The following is a 21,609-nucleotide window of genomic DNA, read 5'->3' as shown; positions in this document are numbered from 1 at the left end:
TCTCATATTAACTGAAACATTAGCGGACATCAAGTGTATGTTTTGATCACACCTAACAACCGCTAATCTTAATTAGTGGACATTGAAGCAGGAGGTACATCCGTCATGGTAGTTCGTAAAGATGATTTGCATAACCTGATTGAACGCCTTCAAGAATCCGATCAAAAAACGGCCTTAGACTTCCTTCAGTACCTGATTGATCGTTCAGATAAAAAACCGAATGGTTGGGAAGAAATAGACCGGCAAGAACCCGACGATGAACCATTAAGTGAAGAAGAACTCCGGCAGTTGAGTAGCGATGAAGGATATGTGTCGGGGGAGGATGCCAAGCGTGAGTTCGGGCTACAAGTTGACTTACCATAAAGAAGCTGTGAAATTTATTGCCAAACAAGAGAAAGTCATTCAAGAGCGGATCGCGCAAGGGCTGAAAGGCTTACTTACCGTCCCGCCAGTTGGCGACATTAAACGGATGAAGGGTCAAGCTGGAATATACCGTCTGCGGATTGGCACGTTACGCCTTCTCTTTGAGATACAGCACAGTGAGAAAATTGTTTATATACGTGCCATCGACTCTCGCGGTGGGATATATAAATAAATCAGTCCATATCTTTTTAAAAATGAGGAGCTTGCGGATATAGCGAATATGAGTGTTGCTTCGCTTCATAGGCACTTTAAAGAGGTAACCGCAATGAGCCCCATTCAATTCCAAAAACAATTGAGATTGCAGGAAGCCCGGCGCCTCTTATTGTCCGAGTCCACAGATGCCGCTGATGCTGCATTCCGGGTAGGATATGAAAGTCCATCGCAATTCAGCCGTGAATATTCCCGCATGTTTGGTTTTCCCACCCATAGAAGACATAAAGCGCTTAAGGGCGCAATATGACCAAGCGATAAACGTATGAAATCCCCCTGCTCAACGGGGGATTTTTACTAAGAATGAAACTTAGTATTAACCTAACTGCCTAGGAGTCTGTCCGACGAAACATTTTTAATGAATGATTATTCATTTTCGTTGTATATACGTAGCGTTTCGGTGCGTAAGCAAATACAAAATGATTAATTATTCGTTGGATTCACTTCGTCGGACAGACTCCTGGCACACTTTATAATAGCAAGGATAGTTATCTATCCCTGGAAGAAAGAGATTTAGCGTATGGGCTGACTTGTTTGGTTTGTTCATACTGAATTCCAGTTTCAATACCCATTTCTGACAGCATCAGTACCAAATCTTCTGTTGCCAGATTACCAGTTGCTCCCGGCGAATACGGACATCCACCCAAACCACCGATCGCTGAATCAAATTTATCAATTCCAGCTTGCAATGCCGCAAGTGTATTTGCTAATGCCATTTTTCTAGTATCATGGAAATGGCCCACAAAGGTAGATTTCGGATATAATTCTCGTAATCTTGAAAAACGCTCATATACGAGTTTGGGATTGGCAAATCCATTCGTGTCGCCTATGTCAATTTCATCCGCACCCAATTCAACAAACCGCTTACATACCTGGTTCACTTCTTCAAATGATACATTGCCCTGAAAAGGGCACGTAAATGCCATTGATATATATGCCCGAATGAATATATTGTGTGCTTTCGCTTTTTCAAACAATGGGATACATTCAAGTAAAGATTCTTCTGTTGATTTATTAATATTTTTCTTATTAAATGTAGTACTGGCACCTATAAAGACCGCGATTTGCGGTACACCCACATCTATGGCCCGTTCCAATCCACGCAAATTAGGAGTTAATGCTATATATTTCAACCCTATTTCATTACAATATGTTGCAATCTCATAAGCATCTGCCATCTGTGGAACCCATTTAGGGTGGACAAAGGACGTTGTTTCAATTCTTTTAAACCCTACTTCCACCAGTTGGCGTATCAGCTCTTTTTTTTGTTCTGTTGAGACAGGGATTTTTTCATTTTGCAGGCCATCCCTAGGTCCAACCTCGATGATCTCGACTTTTTTAGGAAAAAACATAAAACTTCCACCTCACACAATTTAATTAATAGGAACGTGGCAATCCTAGTACGTGTTCAGAAACAAATGATAAAATGAGATTCGTTGAAATAGGAGCTACTTGATAAAGCCGAGTTTCCCGAAACTTACGCTCAATATCGTATTCCTCGGCAAACCCGAAACCACCATGTGTTTGCAACGCCGCATTTGCTGCTTCCCAGGATGCATCAGCAGCCAACAATTTGGCCATATTTGCTTCAGTGCCACATTTTTGACCAGCATCAAAAAGTTCGGCTGCACGAAAACGCATGAGATCCGCTGCTTCTACATTTACATAAGCTCTTGCAATCGGAAATTGCACTCCTTGGTTTTGACCAATCGGTCTCTGAAAAACGACACGTTGATTTGCATAATTGGTTGCCCGTTCGACAAACCATTTGCCATCTCCAATACATTCAGAGGCAATTAAAATTCTTTCTGCATTCATGCCGTCCAAGATATAGCGAAAACCTTTTCCTTCTTCCCCAATTAAGTTTTCGACTGGCACCTCTAAATCTTCGAAAAACAATTCTGTTGTTGCATGATTCATCATGGTTCGGATGGGGCGTATTGTTAAACCATTACCAACTGCATCGCGTAAATCAACGAGTAATACCGAGAGGCCTTCCGTACGCTTTTTCACCTGGTCAAGTGGTGTAGTCCGTACGAGAAGTATCATGAGATCCGAATGTTCAGCTCTTGAAATAAATACTTTTTGTCCATTAACAACGTATTTATCACCTTTCCGTACAGCAGTCGTCTTTAATTGTGTTGTATCTGTTCCCGTATTTGGTTCCGTTACCCCAAAAGCTTGTAAACGCAAAGAGCCATCAGAGATATTCGGCAGATACTCCTGCTTTTGTTTGTCAGAACCATGCCTTAGTAAAGTCCCCATTGTGTACATCTGTGCATGGCATGCCCCCGCATTTCCGCCCGAACGATTAATCTCTTCCAGGATGATTGAAGCTTCCGTTATGCCTAAACCCGCGCCGCTATATTCCTCCGGTATAAGTGCAGTTAAATAGCCAGAGTTTGTTAAAGCATTTACAAACTGTTCTGGGTATGCATGTTGTGCATCCAATTCACGCCAATAGCTATCTGGGAAGTTCTTGCAAATGGCCCGTACACCTTGTCTCAGTTCATCATGTAACGTATTGTTTTTCATAGTAAACTACCTCCAAATATATTTGTTTCAGTAAACATAATGACTAGATTTTGGGATTCAATTTCATATATTTATCTTCCTTTAAATTCTGGAGCCCGTTTTTCAACAAAAGCCTTAACACCTTCCAAACGATCTTCCGTTTCTATACAACGATTGTAATAAACCAGTTCTTCAACGCGTGCTTCAGCATCCTTCGTTCCAAATAACGATTCAACTGCTGCTTTGCAATTTTGAACGGCAATCGGTGCGTTTTGTGAAATCATTTCAGCCAGTTCAAGTGCGGCTAATTTAAGGTTTTCGGAATCTGTCAATCGATTCAGGAGTCCAGCACGATCAGCCTCTGCAGCGCTTACATGTCGTCCTGTACAAAGCCACTCTTTTGCTCTATGAACCCCAACCCGTTTTGCTAATAACCTAGTTCCACCACCACCCGGCATAATACCGCGTGTAACTTCTGGCAAACCAAATGTCGCAGTATTTGCGGCCACTATCATGTCACAATTTAATATCAATTCGAAACCACCTGCGAGTGCATAACCATCCACTGCCGCTATCACGGGTTGCGGAAGATCAGCAATAGCATAAAACATTTCCTCAAATAATCGATGTTGTTCACGCCATGCTTCCTCTGTCATACCATTTCGCTCTTTAAGATCGGCCCCTGCACAAAATGCTTTATGATTGGAAGAAGTAAGAATTACTGCTCGTATATCTGTATTTGCTATCTCTCTACATATCTCTAATAGTTGTCTCGCCATTTCGGTATTAAATGCATTTCGGGCTTCAGGCCGATCTAAAATTAATTCAGCAATAGTTCTGTTTGTTCCAACTCTGCTCAACTGAACAAATGACATCTTGCTACACCCCTTAAACGAAAATAATGATCACAACATTCAGGTATGTCAAACGATGCGTATCTCTACATTTTATACTACCATCGACGAATCATAATGTATAATTTATTAAATGTATGATATCAATGCATTGTAAGTTATGAATAAACTATATATTTTTTATGACGGAGTGTCATAATTGGCATTTTCCTTGGCCAATTCCCGAAGATCAGCTTTCAACTAACCCAAAATCACAGTAACTTACTACTGAAGCTTCTGAGCAAAGGCGATTTGGACATTTGCCTGTTTAGCCATCTCGGACAGCTACATCTCTCCTCCATGTGCCAAAATTACACGAATTACCCCTCCGTTTACCCACTCAAATTTCTTCAGACTTACATTCTATGTATTACAGAGACCCTGTATAGTTGCTCGTAAAAATGTGTTTTTTAGAAGCTAAATGCAGCCAGTTAAGAACTACGATATGCAAAGCTTCGCAACATCAAAGGTTTAAGAATTCTTGCTGAAATTGAGAAAATCTTTTATTGTCTTATGAATCTTGAGCAATAATAAAATCTTTAACGATACGGATGTGAGAAGTGTGCGCGAAGGGAAACGGGCAATACGCAAAGTAAAAGATTCCCTTGAAAATTTTCAAAAACCGAAGATTTTTGTTCGACACTTAAAGATTAAGAGTGCCAAAAAGAAGGGGACGGGATTTGAAAAGAGAAGCACCTTAGGTTTGTTAAGACGTGGTAAAGAACCTGAGCTGACCGGACGCATCGTCGTACCAGGAAACCCGCAATACAAGACGGCTCGCCGGGAGTTCAACCTGTTTTTTAACAGGTTCCCGCGGGTGATCGTTTTCGCCCAAGAGACGAGAGATGTCGTCAACGCTGTGCGCTGGGCGCGTCATCATAACGTGCCGATCCGTATGCGCTCAGGCCGCCACAACTACGAGGGTCTGTCGGTCGTCAACGGGGGGATCGTGATCGACGTTAGTGATATGAATCAGGTGGAGATCAACCGCAGGCGTGGCACCGCCACGGTGCAGACCGGCGTGCGGGACTTCGACCTGGAAGAGACGCTTGGTTCCGATGGGTTGGTGGTGCCGGGCGGTCTCTGCCCTACCACGGGCATCGCCGGGTTTACTCTGGGCGGCGGTCAGAGTGCCCTATCCCGTCCGTTAGGTCTGATTATCGACAGCCTGCTTGAGTTGGAAATGGTCGATGCCAACGGCCGAGTGCTCCACGCCAATGCCGATCGCAATTCGGATCTGTTCTGGGCCTCACGTGGGGGCGGCGGCGGCAATTTCGGCATCTGCACCACCTTCCGCTTCCGCACGCATCCCATTGATACTGTCGCCTATGCCAATATCGGCTGGGACTTGCGTGATCTGGAGCCGGTGCTGCGGACCTGGCAGCAGTATACCCTCCCTGGCGCCGACGAGAGGCTCACTCCCCTCCTCTCGATTTTTAACGGATTGCAATCAAGTTCCTCAAAACAACAGTCTACAGAGTCTTTCCCACTGCTGATGCAAGGGGTCTTCCTCGGTACGGCTGCAAAGTTGCGCCAGTTACTGCAACCACTGCTTCGAGCCGGCTCACCACGGCAGGTGTTCGTCGAAGAGATCCCCTGGACTGCGGCGATAAAACGGATAGCGGCAACCCAACCGGATTCCCCCCTACCCTTCAAGAGTGTAGGCCCCTTCGTTAATCGCCTGCTGCCGGACAAGGGCATCGACACAATTCGCCGGTTCATCAACAAGCCACCCACCGCCTCGGTATCCGTCTTTTTCCACGGCCTGGGTGGGGCGGTGGCCAAGGTACCCAATCGGGCTACGGCCTACTTCTACCGCAAGGCGCTATCGAACATGTCACTCTTTGCGACCTGGAATACACCGGAAGGAGCTGCCCAAGGTATTCGCTGGATAGAGAACTTTCGCAGGGCAATGCTCCCCTTTACCCAAGGTGTTTACGTCAATACACCAGACCTTTCAATCAAGAACTGGCCGCAGGCGTACTACGGAGGCAACTTTGCTCGGTTGACACGGGTAAAGAGTAAATATGATCCGGAGAACATCTTTCATTATCCTCAGAGCATACCGCCCGCTCATCGATAGAAGGAAAAAGTCTACCATAGGGACCAATGCTTAGAGATGCCCTTCACACGGCATCCCTTTTCGTTTATGCCCTAAGGGGCTATGCGCTTCACAAGTCAGTATAAATGACCTTCCATGGCATCTTTTACAGGAATTCAGGATGATAAATGGTGGAAACATGAACCTTCCGTTATACAAGACCAATCCAAATGGTTGACAATTTTTACTGCATTTTTCTGATATCAGGCTAACCGTTATAAAGATTTAATCAGAAATTATAGATCAAGTCGATCACATCAATTTATTCGTGACATAACTGATTCCTTGGCTCCATTCGGGAATTGTGATCTTTGAGTTGTCCGGATTTGCTAAATAGACCTCAGTTCCACCCTTGTCGATGAAATACATAAACGCACTGTGTTGTACATCCCCGGAGGGATTCGAAATCACTTCTATTCCATATGCCTTCCAGATGGATTGTAATTCAGAGGTCGTTCCAGTTAAAAAGTGCCAGTTTGATAGCTTATTAAGTCCTTGTTCCTTGGAGAATCCCATTATGTCCTTTTGCGACTCATGGTACTGATTCACGTTTACTGCAAGAAACTCAACCTGAGATGACTTATTCCCTAAGAGCTGATTCGTCTTGATGATTTCTTGTGATACAATTGGGCAGATATCCGTACACTCTGGGTCCATGAATTCGAGTACCACGATTTTCCCACGAAGCGATGATAAGGTAATAGTTTTTCCGTTTTGATCAGTCAATTTGAAATCAGGTGCTTGAACAATAGGATTGTTTAATCTAGTCAATGCCATGAGTTGCTGATATTTTTGCTCCGTCTGTACAGCGATTTGCCGTGTATGGTACCACGACCAGCCTCCAACAAGCAAAGTAGCGACTACAATCGCTGAAGCTACTCTTACAATACGATTTTTTGTCTGCAATGTTCTAACCAACCTTCCTTTAGTTTAATAACTTTCAAAAAAAAATCCGGAGAGCTGATTGTTTTTGAAACACAGTAGAAAAATGAGCAGCATTAGGAAATCCGACCGTAATCGCAATTCCGCATACAAACGTGTTAAAACCGATTCGTGTCAGTTTTGAATACACAATGAAGGTATTTTCATGAAACCAAAAGATATTCTAATGTTGTTCGGATTAGCAGCACTTTGGGGCGCATCATTTTTCAAATCGAATTACAAAATAACCACCTATATTATCTTGTCTTTGACGGTGTGTCTGCTCCAACTGGATGGCAATTTCAAAATCCCGAAACTCCTCAGGTTCTACAAAGAGACCAAATCGAACGTCAGTCGGCTTGTTTGGGCCGATTTTTAGAATGTCCTCATAAGATAAAAATTGAGCGTGGCTGTATATACTCATGGGATCTTCTTGCCCACGCCTCGTATACTTCTTTCCCCATGCCCCATATTTATTGATACAACCGACAATCAAGCGACCACCGGGTTTTAAAACACGAAATCCTTCACGCAAAACAGTTGCCGGTTCGTCTATAAATTCAAGAACAACGTTACAAATTGCCAAATCAAACGTATTGTCGCCAAAAGGTAAATGAGCGAGGTCGGCTTTCTGAAAAGTAACCTCATTCTTCCGCTTGCCGCGTGCTACCTCAAGCATGTCCTGTGAAAGATCGACACCTACCACAGAAAGTCCCATATCACGTAACCAATAGGCGTAGGTTCCTGTTCCGCAGCCAAGATCGATCGCCTTTTCCCCTCGTACCGGACGTGCTATGGCAGCCATCATATCACGTTCTATCCGATCGACAAATGTACCGATTGGAGTGAGACAGAAATCATCATAGGTGTTCGCTTTTTCATCAAACAAAGCCATTGTATCCACCCTTTTCTTTAAGCTTTTACTTTTAACCACCGTACTATTTGATCATCATAAGCGTTTCGCATGTTCGATTTCATTTTCAATATTTTTCAAGGATTCCAGAATGCGTTGGTTTGCCCAATTTAAACGATCATACATCTTTTTAATCGTTTTCAATCGATACCCACTCCCAGTTTAATCGTTTATTTTAAATTTTAAAGGCGTAATAGAGTGGCTCAGGCGTTTTGGAAATCTTGCTCATGTTCGATCCTCTCCCTAGTCAGTGTCACATTCTGCATGAAAAAATCCTTGAGATGGAATTCGCAATGCCCGATTAAATTTACTGGAAAAGTTCTCCCAAGCGATCAAGGCCGTAAGTTCAACGATCTCATTTTCAGAGAACTCCTCACGTAATCGCTGAAATAAACGATCATCTACATTCTGATCGGAAAACGTGATAGCATCCGCATACTCCAAAACCAGCTTTTCACGTTCGCCGAACAACGGACTCGTTTTGTATTGTGGCAAAGCGAGAATTTTTTCTGATGGAATTCCAATCGAACTGCCAACGGCAGCGTTAATGTCCATTCAGAAAGGGCAACCGTTTAGGTTGGCTACTCGAATATTCACGAGCGCAACGAGCTGTTCCGGGATAAGACCGGATTCTTCAAGCCCCGCCCACATCCCACGTACCGCTTTGAAGATCGATGGCCTTCTGGCATAAAGCTTATGATTTTCGAGAACTTTTCCATACCGTTCCAATTGCGCATCGAATACTTCCCGAATGAATCCTTGTGCGGTTTCTTGAGAAACGCCTGAAATACGAGTCATTCTGCTCCCTCCGCTTCCAAAATATGTTGACGTATTGAGTTCTCTCCAATACTTCCGGAGAGTTGATGAATGGCAATCTCGTGCCTCATATGTGTAAGTGCAATTTCTTTTAGAACTGGATTCGTAGACCAGATCGCCTGACACTCCTGCTCGTTGAGACCAATCAGAACCTCTTTTTCATCCCGTACTACGATCATAGGTCGAGGAACGCTGCCTTGTGCGAACAGGGAAACGTGATGATATGTATGAATACCCGAAATCATTTCCTTTGTATCGGTAATGACGTGGATGTGTACTCCACGTTTTGCGGCCTTGGACAGATCATCTGCAAATGTTTGATACTCATGAGACCAAAGAATGGCCCGAATGTCCTCTTGAGACTCCTGAATCAGTGTTTTTGCCTTCTGCATAAACACCTCGTATTCTTGAATGTTCCACAGGAATCGGTCGGAGTCACCTCCATCTTGTAATGACATGAGTCCGTCCCGAACCTTTTCAAGAGTCGAAACCATGGAAAATTTATAACGCTCTATCAGTTCATCAGGGTTTATTGCCACATAGCGCACCGAGTCCCCAAAAATCGTGCTGACAAGATTCCGTTGGGTCAGTTTTTCCAAGGTCGCATACACCTTCGCACTTGGAACCCCTGACAGCCGCGCCACCTCTGAACCGGTTAATGGGCTTCGCTTGACCAATGCAATATAGATTTTGGCCTCGTATTCGGTAAATCCGATGTTACGTAGTTCTTCGGCCAATTCTATGGGCACAATTACCACCTCCGTCACTACTACCATAGTAGTAGTTGAATAGACAAATGTCAACATATGGTTCGTATTCGGTTGTATCATTGGCATACTGCAACCACTGTCGATTCAGCGCAAATCCCAGTTGCGATCACAACTTTTTTAGACGAAAATGAGGTAGTAAAACGATTAATTGCAGCATCTTAGATTTTAAAAAATTCAATATTAAAATAAAACATGGAGTGAAACACGGAGAGGAAATATGCGTAATGAGTTGGGTTTTGTTGTTTTTTGCAATCATACTTGAATTTTTAGGAACGTTTTGTACCAAATTGTCCCATGGATTCGAAAGAACCCTTCCTTCTGTTTTGATGTTTATTTTTTATTTCGGTTCCATGATTACGTGGAATTTCGCTTTAAAAAAAATCGACGTATCCATTGGATATGCCGTTTGGTCGGGACTTGGCATTGCGTTTACCGCCATTGTAGGCATGTGGTATTTTAAAGAGCCGGTCACGGTCAGTAAATTATTTTTTACGGGGCTTATCATTGTTGGCGTTGTAGGACTTTCCTTTAAAAATTAAAGACACAAGTTTTTTGCGCGACAAAGTATACATATTTGTGTCAACGGCGATTGACACAAATATGTATTATACTTGGGACTACTCAATTTTCGAGAAATGTATTTCAAATTCAGTCGCCTTTGCATTTTTGATCCTAATCCTCAAAAGCTATGGTTCAATTTTATGCTTTGGATTTCATGCCAAATGTTTCTCAAATGTACTTTGATCACTTGATTTCAAAACACAGTCAAAACATTTGTCAATACCGTATAGAAATAAATTTCGTCTCTAAATAAGCATCAATCCCCTGCCAGCCTCCTTCGCGCCCCCAACCACTCTCCTTGATTCCGCCAAAAGGCGCTTGAACGACTGTTGGTACAGGGTCATTTACCCCGACAATGCCGTATTCCAACGCTTCCGATACACGTGTGACACGGCCCAAGTCACGGGTATATACATAGGCAGCCAATCCATACGGTGTATCATTCGCTAAACGTATCGCTTCTTCTTCCGACTCGAAACTTCGGATCCCAATGAGCGGCCCAAATGTCTCCTCACGAGTCAACATCGCATCATCCGATACATTTGCCAGTAAGGTCGGACTATAAAATGCACCCGGCAATCCTACATCCGCTATTTTCCCGCCGGTCAGTACCTTTCCGCCTCTCTGAACCGCATCTCTTACTTGGTTGATAACGTGATCGCGCGCCTCCGTATTGATCATCGGTCCGATATCCACACCGTCATCAAGTCCGTTTCCGACTTTCAAGTGCGATACGGCAGCAGCAAGTTTATATTGAAATTCTTCAAGTACATTTGATTGTACGTACAGACGATTGGCGCAGATACAAGTCTGCCCTGCGTTTCGATACTTTGAAGCAATCACCCCTTGGACGGCATCGTTTAAATCACAGTCGTCAAATACGAGAAACGGCGCATGGCCTCCAAGCTCCAAAGACAATTTCTTAATCTGTTCCGCTCCTCCCCGAATAAGTGTTCGACCGACTTCTGTAGAACCAGTAAATGACACCTTCCTAACGATCGGATTGCTCAGAAATTCGTCAGCAATATCCTTTGCAGATCCAACAACAAGATTTGTCACCCCTGGCGGAAAACCGATTCTTTGAAAAATTTCAAACAAGGCAATTGCTGTTAAAGGTGTTGCAGAGGCTGGTTTAAGCACGACCGTACAACCAGCGGCGAGGGCCGGGGCAATTTTGCGAGTCACCATGGAAGCCGGAAAATTCCAAGGTGTAATCGCTCCAACAACTCCTACAGGCTGCCGAATAACCTGAAGTCGCTTGTTTACTGCAGATGCAGGGATTAACTCGCCGTAAATTCGTCTGGACTCTTCGCTAAACCATTCCAAGTATTCTGCTGCCATGGTTAACTCTCCACGCGCCTCCGACAGAGGCTTTCCTTGTTCTGCAGTGAGAATCCGACTCAGACGATCTATTTCCTCATAGATGACAACAGCTGCGTCACGCAATAATTTTGCCCTATCTTTGGCAGGAAGCTTTGACCATCCCTGAAATGCGTCCATTGCACACTGAATCGATTCACGAACCTGTTGCCTCGACATAACAGGAACTCGACCGATCTGCTCCTGAGTGGCAGGATTTATAACGGGAAGCCATCCATTCCCTGCCCATACCTCCATTCCATTTATATAGAGGGGAAATTCTTTCACATGACTCAAATTCAACATCTCCTTATGGAAAATTTATTTATTTTATGCTATGGCTAGAATTATTCGAATCGATTATTTGGTCAAATGTATATCAAACACTGGTTACTGCCTCTGAATTATACTCAGCAATCTCATACGTCTCTTTTTCCAGATCTTTACCGTTTGGTTCCCACTTAATCAATACTCCTGAAAGTAATCCAATTACAGGACAAAAAGTTAAAATCAGCAATGTGTTTGAGAGTCCTACATCAGAAAGAAGGATCGGGAAGAAGAAAAATCCGATGATACTTCCCACTCGACTTGCGGCTTCAGCCCCTCCGGTACCTATGGCGCGAAGAGCGGTTGGATAGGAAAGTGCCGCCATCGTCTTCCCTTGTGCTCCTGGCCCGGTGGAATGACCAAATATAAAAGTTGCAATTGGCAATGCAGACAATAGTATAGGAACATGGCCGTTTGTAAAACCGGCAAACAACAAACTGGCGGCAACAACTAAATACCCATATATCGCCAATTTCCTCGTTCCATATTTTGTGCTAAGATACGCTCCGGTAAAACCGCCTAATATGCCAAATACGTTGAATATAATGGTTCCTGTGACGCTATTTAGCATGCCTTTCCCAAAAATAAACGTAGAAATTACGGGAATATAAAATCCTATGGCATAATATTGCATCGATTGCGTGGCTGATATGATCATGGATAGTAGTGTTCGCGGTCGATACTTTTTGGAAAATAATATGGAGAATGGAATTTTGGCGTTATTTTTTCCTTGGTTTTTTACATCCGTTTCATCTAATACGACAGATACTCCGTAGGTATTTTCCAGTATTTTTGCAACATCAGTCAAAGGCAAATTGTTGGCTGCCCACATCGGACTTTCGTTCATATAGAAATATCGCAGAATCAAAACCACCAAGGCAACGATTCCACCAAACGCCACCGACCATCTCCACATCGTTTCATTTACACCAAAAACATAAAGAATGAAACCGATCACTCCGGACGAAACCGTTGCTATATACCAAAATCCCTGCCAAAAGTTTACGTTCCTGCTTTTTGTCCGGATGTTACTAAACTCTGAAATAAAACTTAATGCTACCGGCATATCAATCCCAACCCCTACCCCCATCAAGAGCCGGAATATCAACAACCAAGTATAGTTCGGAGATAATCCGGCTCCAAATGCGGCGATTACGAGCAATACCAAATCAAGGAGAAAAACGATGTTTCTCCCAAACTTGTCGGTGATTGCTCCCCCGATCAACGCACCGATGAAAGCGCCTAACGCCATAATCGAAGTTACAAAACCAAGTGCAAAAGATGACAAGTGAAATTGTTGGGTAATTTGCGCACTTCCGATTCCAAGGCTGACAAAGTCATAGGCATCGATAAAAATTCCGCCAAGTGCAACAAATATAAGCAACATGCCCCTTTTTTGAACGGGGTTCAAATTCACGAAATCAATAACATCTTCTTTGGAATGAATGATTAATCTTTTTTTCTCCATAAAAATACCACCTCCCCGATTGGCAACACGCGATGTTTTGTTTCATTACAGCCCAAACAGCATTTCACCTACGAATTTTGCCATTCTTCGCCCTTGCTTAGAAAGCGCTTTCTATTATGTCAATATTGTTCTTACATGATGGCTTCAGGGAAAGAAGCCATGACCTTTTATCCAATGACAACTAAACTACTTTTGCCTCGAACCGCAAACTTTTCAACTTTTTGATCATCTCCCTGATCGTTTATTCGAAGAGCTTATAGACTGCAGCACAATCCTCTTCGCCCAATCCGCTGTTCTGTGCCCGTTGGAAAAATTCCATCGCCAATGAGCCAAACGGTGTGGGTTGGTTTAAATCATTCGCCATACTGACTCCCAAACGAATATCTTTCAGGGTAAGATTCACCGAGAATCCGGGGGTATACTCTTGGTTTAAGATTTTTGGTCCACGCAATGTCAACTGATAGGAATCTGCACCAGTAGTGGCAAGAAGTTTTTGCAGGAATTGCTGTTCAATGCCAAATTTTTCTCCCAAACGAAGACTTTCACATAAAACGATGACATTGGTCATTCCAATAAGATTACTTATGATCTTAAATGCAGTCGCTTGCTCTACATCGCCAATATAATGTACAGATGTGCTGATTTTATTAAGATGGGACTCGAACTGATCAAAAACCTCTCGCTTGCCGCCGGCATAGATTGGTTGCGTGCCTTCCTCTGCTTGCACGGGCCCTTTCCCCAAAGGACAGGCGAGAAATTGCAATCCCCTTTGGGATGCGGCATCGGAAATCAAGCGCGCAGTCCGTGGATCGATCGTGCTCACGTCTATTACAGTAGAACCGGGTTGCATTTGATCTAAGATACCAGATTCATCGATTAATAAATCTGTCAGATGTTTCGGCAAAGGCAAACTTGTGAATAGTACGTCAACCATAGCAGCCATTTCCGATGGTGAATGTACAGCACTCCCTCCAACCTTCAAAACCCTTTTAACCGCTTCTCTATCAATATCATAAACCACTACATCGTAACCTGAGCGAATGAGATTACGAGCCAATCCTCCTCCCATCTTTCCCACTCCAATACATCCGATCCTCATAGAAATCCCCTCTTTTCCGGCTTAATAATTAATCACAATTTTAAACTCGATCAACAGTATTTGATTACATTTCGAAGATACTGCCTTAAGCCATTTTTTCAATCCAATTCTCGAGCATTAAGTATTATTGTTATAACATTTGGATATAGTTTAAAATAAAGTTATGCTGCAGCCTATTTCATTATGCGTAAGTGAATCTAGAATATACAGAATTTTAATGCATTTCGTAAATTTCATTTTCTAAGACATTCTGCACAAAATCAAAAAGCATAGGAGTCTCACATGGATAAAATGAATTCGGCTTACGATGAGATCGAAAATAATTTGGACCATAATAGTCCCATTCCTTTGCATTACCAGCTTAAAGAAATTATTCGAAGCAACATACTTGCCGGGAAATTAGTGGGACAAGATGGAAAAGTGCCTACTGAGACAGAATTATCGAATCGTTTTAAAGTCAGTCGAATAACCGTTCGCACAGCAATGGAAGCCTTGGTAAATGAAGGTCTTTTATGGAGAAAAAGAGGAAGCGGAACATATCTTAACACGAATCGGGTAGAAAATTGGGTTGGGAAACTTATGGGATTTTCTGAAACTATTTCAGCTGCCGGATTTAGCCCAAATGGTAAAGTATTAGACAAAGGCATGACACAGAAATTGCCGAAGGCAATTTGCGAACAATTACAAACAACGAAAGCATGGCGGTTTAAGAGGCTAAGGTTTGCAAACACCCAACCAATTGCAATTGAAGAATCCTTTTTCATACCTGAAATAGGTTCGGTGCTTGAGATGCAAGGCGACTTGGACAATATGATTACGTATCGTTTTATCGAACAAGATTTAAAGATCGGCTTACATGAGGCGAAACAACTTATTACAGCAGTAAACGCCAGCAAAGAAGAAGCACTCATGTTAAATATTTTCGAAAGAGATGCTCTGTTATATATTGAGCGATTGACAAAATCTCAGGATGGGAAACCGATCGAGTTTTTAAAGGCTAAATACCGGCCCGACTATTTCCAGTATGTGATTCAATTACACAGACAAATCCGCACTTGATCACCGAAATGCTGAAAAGGAAACTTGCATCCCCCTGGCAAAGGGGGATGATTTTACGCTTTCTCAGCACCTTCTTCAAACACTTTCTTTTAACCGCCGTACGACTTGATCGATCTCTTCTTTGGTCGTATATCTTCCCAAGCTGAAACGAATCGTTCCTTTGCCGACATGTTCCTCAACTTCCATCGCTCGTAACACGGAAGACAGCTGAACCATCCCGGAATGACACGCAGAACCTGTAGAAGCAGCAAGTTCAGGAATGTTCTCCAGTATGTCCTGACCGACCTTTCCAATAAAGCTGACGCTTACTGTATTGGGGATGCATTCCTCCGGATGACCGTTCAAGACAATATCCTCTTTGAAGTGCTTCTTTAATTCATCCCAAAAATAGTCCCGCAAATCTTTGATTTTGGCATCGTTCAGATGTTCCGCTGCCAGTTCACAAGCCTTGCCGAGGCCGACGGCAAGCAGAATATTTTCGGTTCCGGCTCGTCTTCCTCCCTCATGGCCGGCTCCGTGCACAAACGGTTCAAGCTGTGTTCCTCTTTTTATATACAATGCACCGATACCTTTTGGCGCATATACTTTGTGCCCGGCCACCGACAATAAATCCACACCCAACTCGTCAACTCTTGTCGGGATTTTTCCGACCGATTGGGCTGCATCGGTATGGAGCAGAACGCCGTATTTCTTGGCGATTTTGGCAATGTCGGCGATCGGTTGAATCGTCCCCACCTCATTGTTCGCATGCATCACCGATATCAAAATCGTTTCATGTGTAATCGCCTGCTCAATATCTGTCGGCGACACCTGACCATAACGATCCACACCGACATATGTAACTTTCGCTCCTAGTTTTTCTAAAAATTTACACGGATTGATGATAGCCGGGTGTTCGATCTGTGTCGTTATGATATGGCTGCCTTTTTCTTTGAGGGCAAAGAATACCCCTTTTAAGGCATGGTTATTTGATTCACTGCCACCGCTTGTAAAAATGATTTCATCAGGTTCACAGCCTAACAAATTGGCAACTTGCTGCCGCGCCTTTTCAAACGCCTGTCTTGCGGGTTTTCCGGCCCAGTGACTAGTTGACGGATTGCCATAATAATCTGTTAAAAAAGGTTTCATTGCTTCTGCAACTTCCGGGGCAATGGGTGTACTGGCATTGTAGTCAAGATAGATTCTTTGCACTCCTATGTTTCCTCCTTGTCGCTGTTACTGTTACTGTTGATCGCTTATCGATTTCAAATATATCCCCTACTCGATCATTATAAAATCATTGTCATTCTCTTTCATCTGTTTTTGTTGCTGATTTTTAGTAAAAACTAAGAAAACGCAGTAGTTTACACATTAACTTAACTTAAGTTTTCAGTTGGTGCCGAAAGAGCGCAACAGAGGTGTTACGTCAAATTCAAACGCTGCTCGAACTGCATTTTCCACGCCAAGCACATCATGTCTTTCTTGCGCATCCGTGACTTCAGCGAGGTTGGAAACAACTCGAGCTATCACTCATGATGGCGATTCATTGAATACTCTAGCTCAACCTTTAACTGCGCCGGCAGTAACTCCGTTAACAAAGTATTTCATTGACCCGAGTAATAATAGAATAATCGGTCCCATCGCCAACAAATACGCTGCATATGCGGCACCTGCACCATGCCCGCTCTGGCCAAAGCTTCCAAGGTATGTTTGTAATCCGGCGGAAACCGTAAAGAGATGATAATCAGAAATGGCTACCGTCGGCCACAAATAATCACCCCAAATGTTAATAAACATCAAGACGGTCCCCGTCAGTAAAATGGGAACAGAAAGGGGCGTCACAATTCTCAGCAAAATCCCAAACTCGGAACATCCATCGAGACGGGCACTTTCAAATAACTCTTCCGGAATACCCTCGAAAAATACTCGAAACAGATACACAAGCAACGGCTGGCTGCCGGCGGCATAAGGTAATATCAGCGCCCACCATGTACCATATAAATGAAAGGTTTTGACTTCCAAAAATAGCGGAATCAGAGTTAAAGTCCAAGGTATCATCAACAAACCCAAAAAACAGTAAAAGAGTAAAGTTTTACCTCGAAATCTCATCGTTGCAAATACATATCCAGCTGCTGCTGCAACGGGGATCGCGATCATGACCGATATGATGGCAACTATGACAGTATTGCCGAGATAGCGCACCATGCCATTCCAAGCACTCATGTAGTTCCCTGAATGAAATGTCCACAGAATTCCAAGTGGATTTGCTGCGATTTGGGTGTCGCTTTTTATAGAGTTCTCCAACACTGTAAAAAAGGGAATATAAGTAAACAACACTAACAACAATATTGAAAAGATATTGCCAAATGAAAATCGTTTCAAGGATTCAGTCAGCTCCTTTCTTCGTTTAAAAGATGGGCGGAGAAATTCTCCGCCCGGTTATTTTTTATTTTGTATATTTGCTTAAATCTACATGGTTTGTTTGTGCCCAAGTGTCTGCTGCTTTCTGTAATATTGCATCCCATTGATTGGCAAACTGATCAAAACTTAATGTGCCATTAATGTAGTTTTGTAAAACACGTTCACCTTCGTCATGCGCTGCATTTGTTAAACCTTCATCAATGACACCGTCAACAGTTTTCGGCGGTGCGCCTACTGGCAATAGATCGGATGCTCCAGGCATACCACCGCCATCGGCCCCTGTCAGGATCGGAATATACGCGCCATTCCCCATGTCTTTTACTAAAGGTCCGATATTTTGTGGGGAGTACAGATACTGCAGATAATCAATTACCTGTTTTGTCTTTTCAGGCGTCATTGTGGCATTTGCTGCCTGTGTGGTAACGGACCATTCGCCACTGCCGTTCGGTCCGCCTACGACACCGGTAACATTGGTACCGGAAGCATAAGGCGTTGACTCTTTCGTTATAGTCGGGAATGAGAAGAATCCATATTTTCCTGCAAAACCAAGTGTATTCAACTGCGGCAAATACCCCGTATGGAGCCAAGTCATTGCAAATTTGTTTTGAATAAAAGGAGTAACAGGCGACAACGGCGGACTCACAGAGTTTACCGGTGCACACGCATCATATTGTGATGCACCTGGCGCCAAATAAGGTTTCATTTGATCTAATAACTGCCAACCAGCCTTATACGTCGGGTTTTTCATCGAAATGATGCCCTTTTTAATGCCAACTGCCACACCTAATCCAGTTACAACCTGGCTATGATTCACATTGAATTGAGAGAGATCCGGAGCTAACAAGGATGATGAAATTTTTCTTTCAAACCAGGATGGATTGCATTGACCAGCTGCGTTAAACATAAAAGGAGTTATACCAACCGCTTGCAGTTTTTTCATATCATCCAACCACTCGGCAAACGTCTTCGGAGTTGACGTAATGCCAGCCTTGGCAAAATCCTCTTTATTGTAAACGATTTCAGTAGCGATAGCAGATGCTAACAGAATGTACATTTCACCAGGTTTTTTCGTCATATACGGAATATACTGAGACTTCCATGCATCGATCCATTTTTTGTTCCCCGGAATATATGGATCAGGTTGATTCAAATATGTGTTTAAATTTAATAAAATGCCATCAGGTATCGCCCCGGAATTCGCTGGTCCATATTGTTCAAAAACGATATCGGGTGCTGAGCGAGCCGCCGCTTTTGTCAGTAATGCAGCGTTTGCTTGGGAAATATCATGATAAGGATTCGGCAAGAATTGAACCTGTACATTCGGATGCTGCTGTTCATACTTTTTCGTCAGATCTACTAAAGATTTATTTTGTTTGGATGAAGCGTCACCGGTGTTTGATTGTAATTGCATTGTAATTACGATCTTACCGTTACCGGAACTGCCATTTGCAGCACTTGAACTGGCAATTTGACTGCCGCACCCAACCAAAAGGCCGGACATTATGATTACAACAGTGCCGACACTTCCCCATTTTCCTTGTTTATTCATAATTTACCCCCTACTGATTATATTGGTTAAAATTAAATGATAACGGGAGATACTTGGGTTTATGTGCGTGGTTTTAAAAATCGCAGTACAATCATTGATACAATCAGCATCCCGACAAACAGAAATGTTCCAATTGCCATTCCATAACCTAATTGGTTATTCTGAAACGCCTGGTTATACATATCAAGACCTGGCACCATGGTCGCATTGCCAGGTCCTCCTTGGGTTAGCAGTAAAATAGGTATAAAATTTTGGACAATACCTACCCCAGCAACCACAACTACAAACTGAATCTGAGCCAGAATGAGCGGCAAATCAATCCGTAATACTCTACGGACACCGGTACAACCATCAAGTTTTGATGCATCTTTTATATCTTGTCCGATTCCTTGTAGTCCGGCTAAAAAAATCAGAAAACTAAGGTGTGAAATCCATGGAAAGCCAATTAATAGGATTGATATCAATGCGGTATGGGAACTGCTGAACCACTGAACAATCGGCAAATGAATCAATCCTAAGAAAGCATCCACTAAACCGGTATTTGGATTCAGCAAGTTCGCCCAGATATCAATCAATACTACTTGAGGTATTACCATTGGAATGACGAAAAGATACTTAACGGCGTTTTGAAATCTCCCCTCAGGTAATGAGAGTACTAATTCAGCACCTATGAAAGGGAATACAACTGTTGTAAACACACCCCCAATAACTAAAATGGAAATATTTTTAATTTCCGTAAAGAATATGGGATCTTTGAAATAATCACTAAAATTCTGAAACCCTACAAACGAAGGAGGTGTGAATCCGTTCCATGCCGTAAAAGAACCCATTATACTCTCAATTGCTGGATAGTAACTGAATAATACAACCAACGCCAAACTGGGTAAAATTAGCAATAAACGCAAGTACTTCGTCAACCTATGAGCACTTATACGTCTTTTAAACTCGGTACGAACATAAACGACGGGATTTTGCTCTGACATCATATCTTGTTCCAAAAAATCCTCCCCCAATTATGTAATCGCTTTCTGATAAACTAAAAGCGCGTGTTCAAAAAGTGGTTAAGTAAGACACAAGGAGTGCGAAGCCGAAGCACGAAAAGGCGACGGAGTGTACGTGTTTGGTACATGAGTAAGCCTTTTTGGGATTCGGCAAAGCAATCCGCTGTGGAGTTTTGACTACTTTTTGAACATCCTCTAAAAGATTGATTGGGTTAGTTATAACAATCACCCCTTAATCTGAAGATTTATTTTGAAATATTTCTTAATTAATTATAGGATAGATATCAAAGATTAAGTAGGGGGGATACTATACAGATTGGGGGGGGATACTATCATTTTAAGACTTCCAAAAAGGTTAAATGTCAATTATATAGTATTATTTGACTAGCAGTCATTTTTTAATATATTCATACTTAAACCCTAACTGTTTTGAAATAGCTTAACCAACCAAAAAAAGGAAATATTCGGGGGTCTCCTTGCATGGCAAAACTATACACCAATATCTGCATTCTCGCTGCATCCTTATTATTATCCGGTTGTGCATCATCAAGCTCATCAACACAATCACAAACAGTAGCTGACTTCTTTCCCTTAGTCCAGGGCCAAGCTATTGGGGAAGTTCATTTTCCGGAAGGAGACACCGAACACGGAGGACAAGGACAAGTTATTGATGAGATACCGCCTTCCCAAATGGAAGAAACAAATTATCATGTTCATGCTCATGTAAGCCTTTTTGTGAATGGAAAACAAATCATGATCCCAAAAGGAATTGGAATCATGAAACCATGGGTCGTTGAAAATAACTTTATCCGACATGGGAATTCCCTTTATTGGCTCCATACGCATGACTCTTCAGGCATTATTCATATCGAATCACCTGTTGAGACCAAGTTTACTCTCGGAAATTTCTTTGATATTTGGGGAAAGCCACTCAATTCTGATAATATCGCCGGTTTCCAAGGTCCTGTTCATGTATATGTAAACACAGTACCATTTTCCGGAGATCCACGAAATATTGTTTTAAAATCACATGAAGAAATTACACTTGAGGTAGGGACACCTGTTGTGGCACCGCCTGTTTACTCATTTCCTCCGGAATTATTCCAGTAAAATGCCAGAAGTGCAAAGAATTGCTGCCAGTTGTGTCTGGATGTGCAGGTTAATAGACTGCTGATCCATTTTCATCATTTAAATCCCAAAAACTATGAAGCAATTCGAAAGATTC

At 42.7% G+C, this 21,609-nt stretch carries 20 protein-coding genes and 1 pseudogene; 7 read left to right on the top strand and 14 right to left on the bottom strand.

Annotated features, from left to right (window positions below; all coding sequences use genetic code 11):
• Positions 1–105: 105 nt before the first annotated feature.
• The 3 genes and pseudogenes from LSG31_RS17505 to LSG31_RS17495 all read left to right on the top strand — a co-directional run.
• Entirely contained in the window at positions 106–363 is a 258-nt protein-coding gene (locus LSG31_RS17505; protein WP_347436334.1) for a hypothetical protein, read from the top strand.
• Positions 332–595, top strand: coding sequence for a type II toxin-antitoxin system RelE family toxin (locus LSG31_RS17500; protein WP_347436333.1), 264 nt, complete (start codon positions 332–334; stop codon positions 593–595). The genes LSG31_RS17505 and LSG31_RS17500 overlap by 32 nt, the downstream gene beginning before the upstream one ends.
• Before the next feature lie 15 nt (positions 596–610).
• Positions 611–902, top strand: a pseudogene (locus LSG31_RS17495) (helix-turn-helix domain-containing protein); the annotation flags it as partial.
• 219 nt (positions 903–1,121) lie between these two features.
• On the opposite strand, the gene LSG31_RS17490 reads toward LSG31_RS17495, so the two are convergent.
• The 3 genes from LSG31_RS17490 to LSG31_RS17480 all read right to left on the bottom strand — a co-directional run bounded on the left by LSG31_RS17490 (position 1,122) and on the right by LSG31_RS17480 (position 4,022).
• Positions 1,122–1,985 (bottom strand): hydroxymethylglutaryl-CoA lyase, encoded by an 864-nt coding sequence (locus LSG31_RS17490; RefSeq protein WP_347436332.1) that lies wholly within the window; start codon positions 1,983–1,985, stop codon positions 1,122–1,124.
• Between the two features lie 25 nt (positions 1,986–2,010).
• On the bottom strand, positions 2,011–3,168 hold the full coding sequence (locus tag LSG31_RS17485; RefSeq protein WP_347436331.1) for an acyl-CoA dehydrogenase family protein: 1,158 nt from the start codon (positions 3,166–3,168) through the stop codon (positions 2,011–2,013).
• 71 nt (positions 3,169–3,239) lie between these two features.
• Positions 3,240–4,022 (bottom strand): enoyl-CoA hydratase/isomerase family protein, encoded by a 783-nt coding sequence (locus tag LSG31_RS17480; RefSeq protein ID WP_347436330.1) that lies wholly within the window; start codon positions 4,020–4,022, stop codon positions 3,240–3,242.
• Between the two features lie 721 nt (positions 4,023–4,743).
• Here LSG31_RS17480 and LSG31_RS17475 point away from each other — a divergent pair.
• A complete protein-coding gene (locus tag LSG31_RS17475) occupies positions 4,744–6,123 on the top strand; it encodes an FAD-binding oxidoreductase (RefSeq protein WP_347439553.1) in 1,380 nt (459 codons plus the stop codon).
• A gap of 270 nt (positions 6,124–6,393) precedes the next feature.
• Here LSG31_RS17475 and LSG31_RS17470 read toward each other — a convergent pair whose 3' ends face one another.
• The 4 genes from LSG31_RS17470 to LSG31_RS17450 form a co-directional block, all read right to left on the bottom strand.
• Positions 6,394–7,047, bottom strand: a complete 654-nt coding sequence (locus LSG31_RS17470; protein ID WP_347436329.1) for an SCO family protein — start codon at positions 7,045–7,047, stop codon at positions 6,394–6,396.
• A 235-nt stretch (positions 7,048–7,282) separates the two neighbouring features.
• Positions 7,283–7,957, bottom strand: a complete 675-nt coding sequence (locus tag LSG31_RS17465; protein WP_347436328.1) for a class I SAM-dependent methyltransferase — start codon at positions 7,955–7,957, stop codon at positions 7,283–7,285.
• Positions 7,958–8,218: 261 nt separating this feature from the next.
• Entirely contained in the window at positions 8,219–8,773 is a 555-nt protein-coding gene (locus tag LSG31_RS23455) for a carboxymuconolactone decarboxylase family protein (RefSeq protein WP_488349827.1), read from the bottom strand.
• Positions 8,770–9,627, bottom strand: coding sequence for a TrmB family transcriptional regulator (locus LSG31_RS17450; RefSeq protein WP_347436325.1), 858 nt, complete (start codon positions 9,625–9,627; stop codon positions 8,770–8,772). The genes LSG31_RS23455 and LSG31_RS17450 overlap by 4 nt, the downstream gene beginning before the upstream one ends.
• A 131-nt stretch (positions 9,628–9,758) precedes the next feature.
• Between LSG31_RS17450 and LSG31_RS17445 the strand changes: the two genes are divergently transcribed.
• Entirely contained in the window at positions 9,759–10,100 is a 342-nt protein-coding gene (locus tag LSG31_RS17445; protein ID WP_347436324.1) for a DMT family transporter, read from the top strand.
• Between the two features lie 238 nt (positions 10,101–10,338).
• Here LSG31_RS17445 and LSG31_RS17440 read toward each other — a convergent pair whose 3' ends face one another.
• The 3 genes from LSG31_RS17440 to LSG31_RS17430 all read right to left on the bottom strand — a co-directional run bounded on the left by LSG31_RS17440 (position 10,339) and on the right by LSG31_RS17430 (position 14,375).
• Entirely contained in the window at positions 10,339–11,769 is a 1,431-nt protein-coding gene (locus LSG31_RS17440) for an NAD-dependent succinate-semialdehyde dehydrogenase (RefSeq protein ID WP_430734287.1), read from the bottom strand.
• A gap of 91 nt (positions 11,770–11,860) precedes the next feature.
• Complete coding sequence (locus LSG31_RS17435) at positions 11,861–13,276, bottom strand: MFS transporter (RefSeq protein ID WP_347436322.1); 1,416 nt, start codon at positions 13,274–13,276, stop codon at positions 11,861–11,863.
• A 241-nt stretch (positions 13,277–13,517) separates the two neighbouring features.
• On the bottom strand, positions 13,518–14,375 hold the full coding sequence (locus LSG31_RS17430) for an NAD(P)-dependent oxidoreductase (protein WP_347436321.1): 858 nt from the start codon (positions 14,373–14,375) through the stop codon (positions 13,518–13,520).
• Between the two features lie 282 nt (positions 14,376–14,657).
• Here LSG31_RS17430 and LSG31_RS17425 point away from each other — a divergent pair, with 282 nt between their 5' ends.
• Positions 14,658–15,434 (top strand): GntR family transcriptional regulator, encoded by a 777-nt coding sequence (locus tag LSG31_RS17425; protein WP_347436320.1) that lies wholly within the window; start codon positions 14,658–14,660, stop codon positions 15,432–15,434.
• A 75-nt stretch (positions 15,435–15,509) separates the two neighbouring features.
• On the opposite strand, the gene LSG31_RS17420 is transcribed toward LSG31_RS17425, so the two are convergent.
• From LSG31_RS17420 to LSG31_RS17405, 4 genes are all read right to left on the bottom strand, one after another.
• Positions 15,510–16,625 carry a cysteine desulfurase family protein gene (locus LSG31_RS17420; protein WP_347436319.1) on the bottom strand — a complete coding sequence of 372 codons (1,116 nt, stop codon included), beginning with the start codon at positions 16,623–16,625 and terminating at the stop codon, positions 15,510–15,512.
• Between the two features lie 348 nt (positions 16,626–16,973).
• A complete protein-coding gene (locus tag LSG31_RS17415; protein WP_347436318.1) occupies positions 16,974–17,795 on the bottom strand; it encodes a carbohydrate ABC transporter permease in 822 nt (273 codons plus the stop codon).
• A gap of 64 nt (positions 17,796–17,859) precedes the next feature.
• The gene (locus LSG31_RS17410; protein ID WP_347436317.1) at positions 17,860–19,383 is read right to left on the bottom strand and encodes an ABC transporter substrate-binding protein; all 1,524 of its coding nucleotides are present in this window, start codon (positions 19,381–19,383) and stop codon (positions 17,860–17,862) included.
• Positions 19,384–19,442: 59 nt separating this feature from the next.
• Positions 19,443–20,381: a carbohydrate ABC transporter permease gene (locus LSG31_RS17405; protein WP_347436316.1), complete on the bottom strand. Its 939-nt coding sequence runs from the start codon at positions 20,379–20,381 to the stop codon at positions 19,443–19,445.
• A gap of 483 nt (positions 20,382–20,864) precedes the next feature.
• Here LSG31_RS17405 and LSG31_RS17400 point away from each other — a divergent pair, with 483 nt between their 5' ends.
• Complete coding sequence (locus tag LSG31_RS17400) at positions 20,865–21,494, top strand: hypothetical protein (RefSeq protein WP_347436315.1); 630 nt, start codon at positions 20,865–20,867, stop codon at positions 21,492–21,494.
• Positions 21,495–21,609 lie beyond the last annotated feature (115 nt).

It is taken from the genome of Fodinisporobacter ferrooxydans, from assembly GCF_022818495.1.
GTDB classification, from domain to species: domain Bacteria; phylum Bacillota; class Bacilli; order Tumebacillales; family MYW30-H2; genus Fodinisporobacter; species Fodinisporobacter ferrooxydans.
The sequence above is the reverse complement of the archived record's forward strand: the minus strand, read 5'-3'. Positions and strand labels throughout refer to the sequence as shown.